The organism is Hymenobacter cellulosivorans (assembly GCF_022919135.1).
Taxonomy (GTDB): domain Bacteria; phylum Bacteroidota; class Bacteroidia; order Cytophagales; family Hymenobacteraceae; genus Hymenobacter; species Hymenobacter cellulosivorans.
This window is the reverse complement of sequence record NZ_CP095049.1, coordinates 521,681-535,472: the sequence shown is the minus strand read 5'-3', so window position 1 is coordinate 535,472 and position 13,792 is coordinate 521,681. Positions and strand designations below refer to the sequence as shown.

Genomic DNA, 13,792 nt, shown 5'->3' with positions numbered 1-13,792 from the left:
AACATGAGGTCCATAAAAAAAGCCCCCGGAAATACTTCCGGGGGCTTTTTCGTGGAGCGGGTTAGCAGCGCTTATTCAATGATAAGACGCTTAGTAACCAGGCCGGCTTCGGTGCTCAGACGCAGCGAGTACACACCCACGGGCAGCTCGTCCAGCGACAGGGCGTGGGCCTTGTCACCGTTAGCGGGCAGTTGCTGAGTGCGTACTACACGGCCCAGGGCATCGAGCAGGGTGGCCTGCACGGGCTTGCGGCCTAGGCTGGCGGGCAGCTCTACCCAAGCCATTTTCTGGGCCGGGTTCGGATACAGCGCGATGCTGGCAGCCAGGGTGCCCCCATTGGTAGCCAGGGGCCGCAGCGAACCGAAGCTCAGCGAGAACCGGCCCGTAATCAGGGCGGCGTTGCTGGCCGAGAAGCTGTAGGAGCCTTGCTGCTTGAGGTCGACCTGCTGACCGGTTACGGCGTCGAGCAGATACACTGGCGTAGAACCGAAGTTGGCCAGGGAAGCAGCCTGCAGCGTGTACGTGCCGGTTACGGGTACGCCCACAGTCAGCGGCACGATGGTGGTGGCTTGCAGGAAGGGCAGACCATTCACGGCCAAGCCTTTGCCAGCCGCTACCGAGGCCAGGTTCAGGCCAGTCGTGTTGGGCAGCTTTTCGGCGTCGTAGTGGTCATCGAGGCCGGCGGTGGCGCCTTGCTCGAAGTACACGTAGGCCGGGTCGTGGGCTCCTTGGCCGCTCACCAGATCCAACTGCAGAGCCGGGCGGTTATCGGCCGTGGGGCGGTTGAAGGTCGGCGTTTCGTAGCTGGTCGAGCGCCAGGCATTCAGGAACGAGAAGGCCGCCACGGGCTGACTAACCCGCACGAAGAAGCCTTGCATGGAACCCACAATGCCATTGGGCAGGGTGCCGAAGCCGTTCTGGTAGAACTGGTAAGTACCACCGTACTGGGTAGCCGACTTGTAGACGTAGATGGCGTCAATCATGCCGGCGGGCAGGTTGGTGCGGGCCTTGTTCCAGTCCAGCGGGGCGGGGTAGGGGTTACCCAGCAGATGCCAGCCCGAAGCGTCCTGACCACCACGGCCGAGTGCCCCCACCGTCACGTCGCCGGTATTGAGCGTGCCCACCAGGTCGACTTTCTCACTGGCAGCAATATTGACCGTGTAGCCACGGCCCCGGGTCAGGGTTTCACCGAGTGAGTTGGGCGAGAAGTAGCCATACTCGAAGTTCTGGGTCGTAGCGTCGGTGCCCACAATGCGGGCCTCGTTGTAGCCATACACCGTCGGGAAAGGATTCACCGTGTTGCCCTGCGTATTATAGGCGGGGTTCACTACGGGCGAAAAGCCGCTGGTAGCCAAATCGGCTACCGAAGTCGACTGCACCGGCGAGCTGTAGTGGCGGTAGCCCAGGCCCGGGTTCAGGCTTGGGTCGATGTAGCGCTGCACAGCGGCGGTGCCCAGTACGGCAGCGCCATTGTTGTTTACTACCATAGCCGTACCCGCGCTGTTCGACAGCAAGGTGAGCGTTTGGGTAATGGTAGACAGGTTGCCGTTCAGCGTTAGTACCCGCTGGATATCAAGCGGGCCATCCAACCGAGCGCCGGCAGTTCCTACGGTAAGGTCGTAGAAGGCCGTGCGCGTGCCGCCAATGCGTTGTTCGCTCGTGCCGTTCAGATTCACCACGCCGCCGGTAGCCGTAAAGGTGCCGTCGATGGCAAAACCAGCGCCGTTCACCGCAAGGATGCCGCCACTTTGCGTGAGCGAGGCATTGGTGGCTAGAACCAGGTTTTTAACTGCTGCCGTACCAGAGGCCACCACGGGGTAGCGCGAAACGCCACCGTTGATGAAGGCATCCACGGTGCTGGTTGGTACGCCAGCGGTCCAGTTGCCAGCCGTAAACCAGTCGGTGCTGACAGCACCAGTCCAGGTGGTAGCCGTCACCACAGCGTTATACTGAATGGTGAACTGGGTAGCAGCCGTGTTACCGTTGCCGGCCCCATCCTGAGCCACGTTGGCCGGCACGTCCACCGTAACGGTGCCATTGCTGGTCGGCGTCACGTTGAACGAGTAGGAAGCACCACTGCCGGTGAAGGCGGAGAGCGTACCGCCCGTTACCGTCACGTCGCCGGCTACGAATCCCGTTACACTTTCCGAGAAAGTCACGGTCACGGGGATAGGCGAGGTGCTGGTCGGGTTGCTGGCCGTGCTGCTGATGGCAACTGTCGGCTGCCCCGAGTCCACCGTGAAGGTGTTGGTGGTGCTGTTGGCGCTTACGGCACTGCCGCTGAGCTGAGCCGTGGCATATACCGTATGGCTGCCCTGCGCAAGCGGCGTGGGCTGAGTCAGGCTGAAAATACCGCCGCCGTTCGTGAAGGTAGTGCCGATGCTGGTACCATCCACATACACCGTAACGGTGCTGCCAGCCTGCGACACACCAAAGTAAGTGGGCGTCGTCGTCGTAGCTACGCTGCCATTCGAGGGTACCGTCACACGAGGTGCAGCGGGAGTGGCAATGAAGCTTGTCAGGTTGCCATAGCTGGTACCAGCACTATTGATGGCATACGCCCGAACATAGTAAGTAGCACCGGGTGTCAGGCCCGATACAGGCGTCGAGAAAACTCCCGTACCCGATCCGCTCACGGCTTTGGTGTCGGCGGTAGTCGGAGCCGTAGTGGTGGAGCTGTACACCACGCCGCGCTCCGTTACTGTAGCACCGCCGTCGGCTGTCACGTTACCACCCAGCACAGCGCTGGTCGTAGTAATGCTCGAGGCCGCAGCCGTAGCTACGGTTGGTGCTCCAATCGGGGCATATTGGATACTGAACTGCGTAGCGCCGGTGTTGCCGTTGCCGGCCGCATCCACGGCTACGTTAGCCGGTACGGTCACCGTCACGTTGCCGGCGGCGGCCGGCGTCACGTTGAACGCATAGGTCGTACCTGAGCCCGTGAAGCTCGAAATTGTGCCGTTGGTTACGGTCACATCACCAGCTACGAAACCAGTTACGGCTTCCGAGAAGGTTACCAGGAAGGGAATGGATGAGATAGACGTTGGGTTCGAAGCCGAGGAGCCGATAGCTACCGTGGGTCGTACTGAATCTACCGTGAAGGTGTTCGTGCTGGAGTTGGCACTGACGGCACTGCCGCTGAGCTGAGCCGTAGCGTAGACCGTGTGCGAGCCTTGCGCCAAAGCCGTGGGTTGAGCAATAGCCCAGTTGCCCAGGTTGTTGGCTGTGGTGGTGCCAACAGAGGAACCGTCTACATACACCGTGACTATCGAGTTGACAGCGGCTGTGCCCCCGTAGGTAGGCGTGGCCGTGTTGGTCAGGCTGCCGTTAGCTGGCAGCGTTACCACTGGCGCTGCCGTAACGGGCTGCGAGTAGATAATCAGGAACTGGGGGGCCGCCGCGTTAGGGTTGCCCGCTGCGTCCTGCGCTACGCCCGCCGCAATGTTTGCCGTCACGGAGCCAGAGCTGGCCGGCGTGATGGTAAACGAATACGAAGCGCCCGAGCCTGAGAAGTTGGCCAGAGTACCGTTCGTTACCGTTACATCACCGGCTACAAAGCCGATAACGGATTCCGAGAAGGTTACCGTCACCGGGATAGGCGAGGTGCTGGTCGGATTGCTGGCTGTCGAGCTGATAACCACCGTGGGCCGTACTGAGTCGACGGTGAAGGTGTTCGTGTTGGAGTTGGCACTGACGGCCTGACCGCTGAGCTGGGCCGTAGCGTAGACCGTATGGCTGCCCTGGGCCAACGCCGAGGCCTGGGTGAAGGTCCAGTTGCCCGAGGCGTTGGCCGTAGTCGTACCGATGCTGGTACCGTCTACATACACCGTCACGGTCGAGTTGGTTACCGCCGTACCGACGTAGGTCGGCGTGGTGGTGCTCAGCAGGCTGCCGTTAGCCGGCGCGGTTACTACTGGGGTCGCCGTTACCGACTGGTTATAGATAACCGTGTAGGGGCTGGAGGCAATGTTGCCATTACCGGCCGCATCCTGAGCCGAGTTAGCCGGTACGGTTACCGTAACAGCACCATTAGCCGTGGGTGTTACGTTGAACGAGTAGTTTGAACCCGAGCCGACGAAGTTCGAAACCGTACCGTTCGTCACTACTACGTCGGCAGCGGTGAAGCCGGTTACAGCCTCGAAGAAGGCGACCGAGAAGAAAATGGGCGAGGTGGTCGTAGTGCTACCATCCGTTGTACCCGGAGCACTAACGAGTACCGTGGGCGGCAGGGTGTCCACGGTGAAAGTGTTGGTGTTGGAGTTGACACTCACCGCCAGGCCGCTAAGCTGAGCTCTGGCATACACCGTGTGGCTGCCCTGGGCCAGCGCCGTGGGCTGAATCAGGTTGAACCGTCCGTCGTTGGCGGTGGTGGCCGTTCCAACGGCGGTGCCGTCTACATACACCGTAACCGTCGAGCCAGCCACTGCTGTGCCGCCGTACACCGGCCGGTTATTATTTACCAGGCTGCCGTTAGCGGGCTCAATTACTACGGGCGCAGGCGTTACCGGCTGCGAGTAGTTAAAGGTAAACTGGGTAGCGGCGGTGTTGAAGTTACTGGCCGCATCCTGCGCCACGTTGGCCGGCACGTTCACCGTCACCGTGCCACTGCCGGGAGGCGTCACGTTGAACGAGTAGGTAGTGCCTGAGCCCGAGAAGCCCGAAATTGTACCGTTCGTTACCGTCACGTCACCGGCTACGAAGCCCGTTACCGTTTCCGAGAAGGTTACCGTGAAGGGCAGGGGCGAAGTCGAAGTCGTCGTGCCCGAAGCCCCAGCTGTAGAGCTGATGACCACTGTGGGGCGTACCGCGTCTATCGTGAAGTTGTTCGTGTTGGAGCGTACACTTACAGTTGCGCCGCTGGTTTGCGCCGTGGCATTCACCGTGTGCGAGCCCTGGGTCAGGGCCGTGGGCTGGGTCAGGGTCCAGTTGCCCGAGGCATTGGCCGTGGTCGTGCCGATGGGGTTGGTATCCACGTACACTGCCACCGTGCTGTTGGCCGGGGCCGTGCCCGTGTAGGTTGGCGTGCTCGTATTAAGCAGGGCACCATTGGCCGGCGTGGTCACTACTGGGGCCGCCGTCACGGGTTGGGCGTATTGCACGCTCACCGTGTTGCTGGCCGAGTTGGTGGTGTTGTTGGCGTCCTGGGCCACGTTGGCAGCTAGGCTTACCGATACGGTACCCGATGCGCCGGGCGTCACGGTGAAGGTGTAGGGGCCCGCGTTGCTGCCGCTGAAGCTGCCGCTGGTCAGCGTACCGCCCGATACTGTCACGTCCGAAGCCGTGAAGGTCGTGCCCACGCTCTGTGAGAAGCTCACCGAGAACGGGATGGGCGAAGTGCCGGTGGGGCTGGCCGAAGTCGTGCTCACGGTAGCCGTCAGGGCCGGGGCCGTCACGCTGAAGGTAGGCGAGGTGAAGGTGCTGTAGGCGTTGCTGTTTGGCTGAATGTTGCCGAGGAACACGCCGTTGAGGAACACGTTCAGGCTCTGATCCAGCGTAGTGCAGCAGATGCGCTGGGCGGTCTGGAAGCGTACCTGGTAGTTGCTGCCCGTAGGCACCGCCAGGTTTTGCTGGAGCTGCCCGTTATTACCCCCGTTGCTTTGTACAAAAGCCACGGCAATGCCGTTGGGAACGGGCGTCACCGGAGTAAACGCGCTGCCCGCCTCGGCGATGCCGGCTTGGGCATTGAACGTCCAGCTGGCGCCGGTGGGCTGGTAGCCAAAGTCACCGTTGGCCAGGGGGTCGTGCTGCTCGAAGCTGGGGTTTTGCAGGGCGTTGGCGAAAGCCGAACCGCCATTAAGTACCTGCACCACATCCACAAAAGCCGTCACGTCGGAGCCCGTACCACCCGTGCCCTGAATCGTGAGCTGGGGGGTAGCGGCAAAGCTCTTGGTAATCGTGTAGGTTTCGCCGCTGGTATAGGGCAGGCCCGTCACGGTTGGCGAGATGCCCGTGCTGTTGTCCACGTTCAAGCGCAGAGTGCCGTCGCCGGAGCCTGTGTTCACGGTCACGGTGTAGGTCGTGCCCGAGCCGCTCACGCTGCTCACCGTCGCCCCGCTCACCGAGCCAGTAGTTGTAACCGAGAAGTTGGTGGTTGATATGCCCGTCACGCTGCCCGAGAAGACCACCCGGTACCTTACCTGGGTCGTGGCCGTGGGTGAAGGCATCAGGCGCGTTACCGATACTACCGTCGCCGTCGGGGGAGTGTAGGTGATAGAGAACTGGGTAGCGGTGGTGTTGAAGTTGCCAGCTGCGTCCTGCGCTACGTTGGCTGGCACGTTCACCGTGATGGCGCCGCCAGCAGCCGGCGTCACAGTAAATGAGTAAGAAGCGCCACTGCCGGCGAAGCTCGAGATGGTCCCGTTGGTCACTGTCACGTCGCCGGCCACGAAGCCCGTTACGCTTTCTGAGAAGGTGACGTTGAAGGGAATGGGCGAAGTGCCAGTCGTGCTGCCCGAAGCACCAGCGGAGGAGCTGATGACTACCGTAGGCCGCACCGAGTCGATGATGAAGGTGTTCGTGTTCGAGCTGGCACTCTGAGCCGAGCCGCTGATAGAGGCCGTAGCCCGCACGGTATGGCTGCCTTGGGCCAGGGCCGTGGGCTGGGTGAGGGCCCAGTTACCGGCGCTGTTCGTTGTTGTCGTACCAATGGCTGTGCCATCCACGATAACGGTCACTGTTGAGTTAACTAGAGCCGTGCCCTCGTAGGTCGGCGTGGTGTTGTTCACGAGGCTGCCGTTGGCCAGCACAAGCACGACCGGCGCATTGGGCGGGGTGGTAAAACTCACCACGCTGCCGTAGCTGGTGCCCGCGCTATTGGTGGCATAGGCCCGCACGTAGTAGACGGTACCGGGTGTCAGGCCCGAAATGGTTTCCGAAAAGGTGGCGGTGGTGGCGGGGTTGGCATCCTGCGTAACGCCGGTACCACCGATGGTGGGCGCCGTGTTGGTGGTACTGTATACAACGCCCCGTGCAGTTATCGTAGCGCCGCCGTCGGCCGTGACGCTGCCGCCCAGCACGGCGCTGGTGCTGGCAATGCTGGTAGCGGCGGCCGTGGTTACGGTAGGTAGTACGGCAGCCGGAAATACGACAATGCCGGCCAGGGCCGTGTTGGCCGACCCGTTGATAGCGGCCGGGGTCAGAAATGTGCTGGCGGTATAGGGTGCCGCCAGGCTAATGGCCACGATTTTAGGCTGGTTGTTGCGCACATCAGCCACGAAAATGCGGTTGTTGGCCGCGTCAATGGCCAGCATGCCAGGCGAAGCGACGAAGCCACTGCGCAAGATGGTTTCCGAGGCGGCACTCAGCGGGCTGCGGCGCAGCTCATCCATCGTGCTCGTCGCTGCCCCTTCAGTCGTTGTATAATATAGGAAGCCGTTGGTGTTGTCTACGGCAATGCCACCGAGGGCTGTGCTGGACGACCCGGCAATAGCGGCCGGGGTCAGAAACGTGCTGACCGTGTAGGGTGCCGCCAGGCTGATGGCCACGATTTTAGGCTGGTTGTTACGCACATCAGCCACGAAAATGCGGTTGTTGGCCGCGTCAATGGCCAGCGTGCCGGGCGAAGCGACGAAGCCACTGCTCAAGACGGTTTCCGAGGCGGCACTCAGCGGGCTGCGGCGCAGCTCATCCAGTGTAGTTGTAGCCGCCCCATCATTCACGGTATAATACAGAAAGCCGTTGGTGTTGTCTACGGCAATGCCACCCAGAGCCGTGCTGGCCGACCCGGCAATAGCGGCCGGGGTCAGAAACGTGCTGACCGTGTAGGGCGCCGTCAGGCTGATGGCGACTATTTTAGGCTGGTTGTTGCGCACATCAGCCACGAAAATGCGGTTGTTGGCCGCGTCAATGGCCAGCGTGCCGGGCGAAGCGACGAAGCCACTGCTCAAGATGGTTTCTGAGACGGCACTGAGCGGGCTGCGGCGCAGCTCATCCAGCGTGCTCGTCGCCACCCCGTCATTCATGAGGTAATAGAGCTGAGCGTGCCCACTACGGGGCATCAGGCTCAGCAACCAGATAAGCAGCAAGGCTAGTTGCGGCAGCCTGCGCTTAGGGTTGGGAGGTAAAGATTGTGTCATTGAGTTTGACTGAAGTTGATGAATGAGCGGCCACGCTTCAACGGTGAATTTCTGCAGAGTATGCTCGTTGAAGATTGACTATGTATTAGGTTGAAGATCAGTAGTGAAAAAGGTTCTAAAGCTTGACTACGACGACTCTCGCAGGCGTAAAAACCCTAGTAGAGCCCATTGAGCGGCTTGACAGGCCCGTGGAACACGGAACGGCAGCGCGTTGCCTGATAGATATAGGGTAATTGAGATGCTTGGGTGCACTTTAAACCGGAAAGCACCGCCCGGCCTACACAGCCGAGCGGTGCCTAGCAGGCTGTTAAAAACAACCAGTAGTGTTCCGGTTAGCTCCGGGAGGGGTACAGCCCATACAGGCAAATGATGTAGTTAATGCCTAAGTAAGGCTGCATCACACCTACCGGCTGGCTGCCACCCGCAATGCTGAGGGCATTGGGTGCCAGAGGTACGAGCGTAGCCCCGGCGGCCGCCACTAGGTCGTTAATAGCAACCGTCTCCTCGCTACCGCTCGTAATGCCGTTCGGCTTGCCCGGCACTACGGTGTTGCCGGGGGTGCTCGTCGTAGCTGCCTGCGTCGCCACCTGCTGCACGTGCGTGTGCGCGGGCATCTGCTGGGCGGTAAGCGTCACGGTGTTGGTGCCGGCGCGCTCACCCAGCTGTACCGCCGCAACACCTGGGCCCGGCTGGCCGTTGTTGGCGTGCACGGGCGTGCGACCGCGCAGGTCGGGCAAGGCAAACGTGGTGGTGCCGTTGCCGCCGTAGGTGGTGCCCAAAATCGAGAACAAAGCCGAGTTCTGGGAAATGCTTAGCAGAGAGCCGTCACAAAAGGCCCAGTTTCTGGGCGCAAAGTTGCCGGCAAACAGTACGATGGAACCGATGTAAGCTTCGTCCATAAATGAAAAACTTAAGAAGTAAAAAGAAAGAAAAAATGATTGGGCTTCGCTTGGGGGCGACAATAACTACTCGTTAGTTCATCAGCCGTCATTGGCTGTTCAGGCCGCGTCAGCTGGCTAGGCCCGCTTAGCGCGGGGCCGCCGTACTAATCGCAACTCGGCTAGTGCAGTGGTTGTAGCCGGTCCGTTGGCAGTCTTGATGGCAAACTGCATAAGCACTCCACCTGTCGCTGGTTCACCTAGGTTAGGCAGGGAAAACAGGTGGGTGCCATCGCCACCGTGCGCCGTTCCCAGCACCGCAAACAGCGCGGGGTGTTCGGCCACTGGCAGCATTCGGCCATCACACCGCGACCAGCCCACAGGCGGGGTAGTACCAGTCAGTAGCTTCACCATACCAATGTACTCGTCGCCACCGACCTGAGCCGCCCCGGCTGTAGCGGGCATGCCCGGAAGTGCCGGCGCATCTTGTGCCAATAATTGGGAGGGGGCTGCGAGTATACCGGAACCGAGCAAAGCCCCAAACCCTTTAAGCCATCGACGGCGGGAAGCCATTGGGGTAGGTGTTGGTTCCGAAAGAGTAAAAGTTGTCGTCATGCAACAGGAGGAAAGAGTAAAAGAAACGTTGGGAGGCACTCCTAAAGAATACTCCAGGAGCTTTATGTCGGAACTGAGTTGTATTTAGGGACTATGGCTGGAGTAAACAAGGCCAGGTAGTCGCGGCAAAACCGGTAATAATCAGGTAAATCAGGGTAAGGTGGCAGGCCTACTATCGGGATAATGGACCAGCCATAACAAGCAATATCCGACTCAAAGCCGGGCATCGAAAACGGACGCAATAGGGGAGAAGAAGAGGGCAGAATGGGCACGGTCTTTTCGGAGCGTGCAGCAAATTTGCGGAAATAAATCCAGTTTTAATAGAACTATTGCAATATTTATAAATAGGGTAACAGTTCTGTTTGTGTACCCTTGCCACTGGTGCTAGGCTCAGGGTCCACAAGAGCTCGGTAATCTAGCCGGAACGGCCGGAATTAGCACACGTTGGCCGCTGACTCACAGGTAGTCAGCGGAGGAAGTACAGTAGTAAAAGTACAGTTTGCGCCGAGGCTAAATTCGGTTTATCGAACCGCCTTTGCTAGGGCATGCATAGCAGCCCGGGCCCGGGTCTTGACCGTGCCCAGCGGTACTTGCAGCTCATCGGCTACTTCGGCCTGGGTCAGGCCGCCAAAATAGAGCAGATCAATGATTTTGCGGTCATTGGGCTTTAGGCACATCACCAGTTCGCGGAGCCCCACATGCTCGGGCTGAAAGCCGGTGGCAGCAATCTGGTAGCAAGCCAGGCTGTTTTCCAGCGGCTGGGTTTGCTGGCCTTCGTGGTACTGGCGGGTGCGCAGCTGGTCGATGGCAGCATTGCGGCATACATTCAGGGCCCAGGTAAACAGGCGGCCGCGCGTGGCATTGTAGGAATCGAAAGAGTACCAGATTTTGACCATGCTCTCCTGCAGCACGTCTTCGGCCACTATCTCATTGCGCACGATGCGCAGAATCACGTTATAAAGCACCCGGCCGTACTTGTCGTAAAACAGGGTCATTGCCGACTCATCCCGCGCGTAAAGACGCTGCACTAGTACATCTTCGCTGATAGGTAGCATTAAGGCAATACGAATAGAATTTAGTACACACCTGGCGGGAAGGGCCTCTCGGTGACCACAAACAACATCCGCTTGGGCCTAGCTGTATACTATCCTGCTGATAGGAAGTTGTTCAGCTTTCTAGGCAGTCGATGTAAGTCTGTTTTTGCTCGATTAAGCGTTAATTGCGCGCTTTAAAAACATAGTATTTTCTCCCGGACTCGGTACTGAAACCTACTTTGGACGCAAACAAAAAGCCCTGCTCACCTCAGGTAAGTAGGGCTTGGAGTAGCCGCGACGGGAATCGAACCCATATCAAGCGTTTAGGAAACGCCTATTCTATCCGTTGAACTACGCAGCCATAGTCTAACACTACGACAAAGGTAACGCGAAAGCAACCTACGGCCCAAACCCGCTACTCCAAGGCTTGCGTATAGGCCGCTAGCCTCACCTCTGATTTCTTTTCTGGTTGCACTATGGGTTTATTGGATGACATGCGCGCCGCCCGCCGGGCTGCCGGCCGCCGCCCCACCGCTGCGGCCACCGTGGCGGCCGATGATGGCATGCAACCCGCCCTGCTCTTCATTCCCGACATCAGCGGCTTTACTCGCTTCATTCAGGAATCAGGGAGCGTGCTGGCACCCCAGCTTATTGCCGACCTGCTCGAAATCCTGGTGGAGGCCAACACCCTGAACATGGAGGTGAGCGAAATTCAGGGCGACGCCATCCTGTTTTACCGTCTGGGTCCGCCGCCTACTATTCAGGAGGTCGTGACCCAGTGCCGCCGCATCTTCCTCGACTTTCAGAATTACGTGCGGCTGGTGGAGCGCGACCTAGATTCGGAACTCAGCACGGCGCTGCGGGCTCACGATTTGACCATCAAGATTATCGTGCATTTCGGGGCCGTCAGCGTGGCCCAGATCCGGCAGTTTACCAAGCTCATGGGCCGCGACGTCATCGTGGTGCACCGGCTGCTCAAGAACAACGTGACCGGCAACGAGTACATCCTGCTCTCCGACGGCTACCTCGAAACCCAGCCAGCCGCCGACGTGGCCCGCAGCTTTTCCTGGACCCGGCTGCTGCGCGGCACCTGTCTCTACGACCACCTGGGCGAAATCTGCTACCGCTACGCCTACCTCTCGCCGCTGCGCCTGCTGCTGGGCGAAAACGGCGAAAACAGCCCCGCCCACGACGGCAACGCCGTGAAGGTGATAAGCACGGTGCATGTGCCGGCCGCGTATGCCCTGCGGGTCCTGAGCAACTTTCGGCTGCGGGCCCACTGGATGCCCGGCGTGAGCGACGTGACTTATGACCTAACCAAAGCCGGCCGGCTGGGTACCAGCTACAAAGTAAAGCTCAACCGCGGGCAGATTGACTTCCAGACCGTGCAGCGCTTCGAGGATGCCGACCGGATTGAGTACGTGGAGAAAATTTCGCTTTTCCGGCTTTTCCCCAACTCCTTCCTGTTCTGCTTTATCGAGGCCGTCGACGCGCACTCCTGCCTCGTGACGCTTGAGTTTCGCTACGGTTACATTGCCAGCGCCAATCCGCTGATCCGGTTTGGGCAGCGCCAGCGCATGCGCCGCTTTATGGGTCAGTCCATCCGGCAGTTTGCCTCGTTTTGTGAGCAATTGAAGCGCGACGGAAAAGAGGGGTAAGCCAGATTCCAGCTATAAAAAAAGCCCCGTCAAGTAGCTTGGCGGGGCTTTTTACTGCGGTAGTAAGTGCCTACGACTTATAGAGCAGCACAATGCCGAACGAAAGCGCCGTCAGGATCAGGCCGACCATGAAGATGGTGTAGCTGATGCGCAACAGGCGGTACTTGCGCGAGAGTACTTCGCCCAGGTAGTAGATGTCCGTCACCATGTTGGTGTAGAGGTTGTCCTTGTTGCGCATCAGACCGGTCATGCCGCTCTGGAAGTCGTCGAGGCTGAGCTTGGTGAAGTTGCCGAAGAACAGCAGATTCACCCGGCGGTTGGTGGCCACCTGGGGGCTTTTCTTGAGCCACTTGAAGCTGGTCACATCAGGCTGGGCCGACAGGATAGCCGATACCACCGAGCCCAGGGCCGTAGCCAGCAGAATGCTCATGGGCACCGTCAGGATGGGGTTGCGGGTGAAGGACGGGCCGACGGCCGTGGTTTTGGCGCCCAGATAGGTGATGAGCACCGACATAATCACCGCGTTGAGGCTAATCATCATACTGGCCTTCTTGTCGGCCATGTCGGAGAGCTTGATGTGGTTGCTGTAGGTGGTCCGGAACATTGTTTCAACGCCCCGCTTGCCCTCGGCAAAGTTGCCCTGCTCTTCCTGCTCCCGCTTTTTCTGCTTCTTCTCCGTTTTCTTCAGCAGCTTGCGCTGGTCCTTGATGTTCTCCTTGTACTGGTCCTTATAACGGTCCTTGGCTGCGTCAGTCAGGAACTTGGAGGAAAGCAGGAAGTCGAGTTGGGTTTCGGCCCATTCTACGCTGTCGTAGCTTTTGCCCAGCACGGTTTCCCACTCGGCCCGCAGCAACTCGCCGTTGGCAAAGAACTCTTCCTTGCCCATGCTGCTCATGTCGGCATCCACGAGCAGCTGCTGCAGCTCGGTTTTGGCCGTTTCGTTGCGGTGCGTGGCCCGGATAATGTCTTTAACTACAGCAATCCGGTCGGCGGGGTAGCCTTGGCTTTGCAGCCACTGCTCGGCCATTTCCATGCTGCGGTACTCGTGCCCGTCGTAGACTTCGGTGTATCCCGCGTCGTGAAACCAGGCGGCCAGGACCAGGGCTTCCAGGTCTTCCGGGCTCAGCTCGGTGGCTTCGCCAAGGGCCTTGGCCTCCTTGACGGTGGTAGCCGTGTGCTTAAAGGAATGATAGACGAGGGACTTGGGTAATTTTTCCTCGAAGAGGGCCGTAATATACGCCTTGGCCTTCTTCAGGATTTCGGCTTTGGCCGGCTTAAGAGTCTCGATGGTTTCCATGCGGGGGGAGTAGAATGGAGTGGCGTAAAGTGGGCCGCCGGCTCCCAACTTGCTTAGAACGCGAATCGGGGAGCGAAGTTTTTGCCGGTTCCGAGCCCAACCGTAAACCAGCTGATTGCGTAGGGCAGCGCACGGCCGGTCAACGCCCGGTGCGCGGTGCCGTATGCAGTAGTTTACAACTTTTTTCGGCCCTTGGTGCCGTGTCCCTCTCCCTATTTTACACCTCCCGCGCTGC

At 59.6% G+C, this 13,792-nt stretch carries 6 protein-coding genes and 1 tRNA gene; 1 reads left to right on the top strand and 6 read right to left on the bottom strand.

Translation table 11 applies throughout. The features are described 5' to 3' along the window. Window positions 1-71: 71 nt before the first annotated feature. The 5 genes from MUN80_RS02310 to MUN80_RS02290 form a co-directional block, all read right to left on the bottom strand. Window positions 72-8,075, bottom strand: a complete 8,004-nt coding sequence (locus MUN80_RS02310; RefSeq protein WP_244719085.1) for an Ig-like domain-containing protein — start codon at window positions 8,073-8,075, stop codon at window positions 72-74. 332 nt (window positions 8,076-8,407) lie between these two features. Further along, window positions 8,408-8,974: a phage tail protein gene (locus tag MUN80_RS02305; protein WP_244719083.1), complete on the bottom strand. Its 567-nt coding sequence runs from the start codon at window positions 8,972-8,974 to the stop codon at window positions 8,408-8,410. A gap of 117 nt (window positions 8,975-9,091) precedes the next feature. Next, entirely contained in the window at window positions 9,092-9,418 is a 327-nt protein-coding gene (locus MUN80_RS02300) for a phage tail protein (protein WP_244719080.1), read from the bottom strand. Window positions 9,419-10,089: 671 nt separating this feature from the next. Next, window positions 10,090-10,623: an RNA polymerase sigma factor gene (locus MUN80_RS02295; protein ID WP_244719077.1), complete on the bottom strand. Its 534-nt coding sequence runs from the start codon at window positions 10,621-10,623 to the stop codon at window positions 10,090-10,092. A gap of 268 nt (window positions 10,624-10,891) precedes the next feature. Further along, a tRNA-Arg gene (locus MUN80_RS02290) sits at window positions 10,892-10,963 on the bottom strand. Between the two features lie 115 nt (window positions 10,964-11,078). On the opposite strand from MUN80_RS02290, the gene MUN80_RS02285 reads away from it, so the two are divergent. Further along, the gene (locus tag MUN80_RS02285) at window positions 11,079-12,260 is read left to right on the top strand and encodes a DUF2652 domain-containing protein (RefSeq protein ID WP_244719074.1); all 1,182 of its coding nucleotides are present in this window, start codon (window positions 11,079-11,081) and stop codon (window positions 12,258-12,260) included. A gap of 70 nt (window positions 12,261-12,330) precedes the next feature. On the opposite strand, the gene MUN80_RS02280 is transcribed toward MUN80_RS02285, so the two are convergent. Next, a complete protein-coding gene (locus tag MUN80_RS02280) occupies window positions 12,331-13,557 on the bottom strand; it encodes a Pycsar system effector family protein (protein ID WP_244719071.1) in 1,227 nt (408 codons plus the stop codon). Between the last annotated feature and the right edge of the window lie 235 nt (window positions 13,558-13,792).

Bases quoted from the DNA above. Each gene is read 5' to 3' on its own strand.
- MUN80_RS02310 (WP_244719085.1), bottom strand. From the start codon at position 8,075: ATGACACAATCTTTACCTCCCAACCCTAAGCGCAGGCTGCCGCAACTA.
- MUN80_RS02305 (WP_244719083.1), bottom strand. From the start codon at position 8,974: ATGGACGAAGCTTACATCGGTTCCATCGTACTGTTTGCCGGCAACTTT.
- MUN80_RS02300 (WP_244719080.1), bottom strand. From the start codon at position 9,418: ATGCCCGCTACAGCCGGGGCGGCTCAGGTCGGTGGCGACGAGTACATT.
- MUN80_RS02295 (WP_244719077.1), bottom strand. From the start codon at position 10,623: ATGCTACCTATCAGCGAAGATGTACTAGTGCAGCGTCTTTACGCGCGG.
- MUN80_RS02285 (WP_244719074.1), top strand. From the start codon at position 11,079: ATGGGTTTATTGGATGACATGCGCGCCGCCCGCCGGGCTGCCGGCCGC.
- MUN80_RS02280 (WP_244719071.1), bottom strand. From the start codon at position 13,557: ATGGAAACCATCGAGACTCTTAAGCCGGCCAAAGCCGAAATCCTGAAG.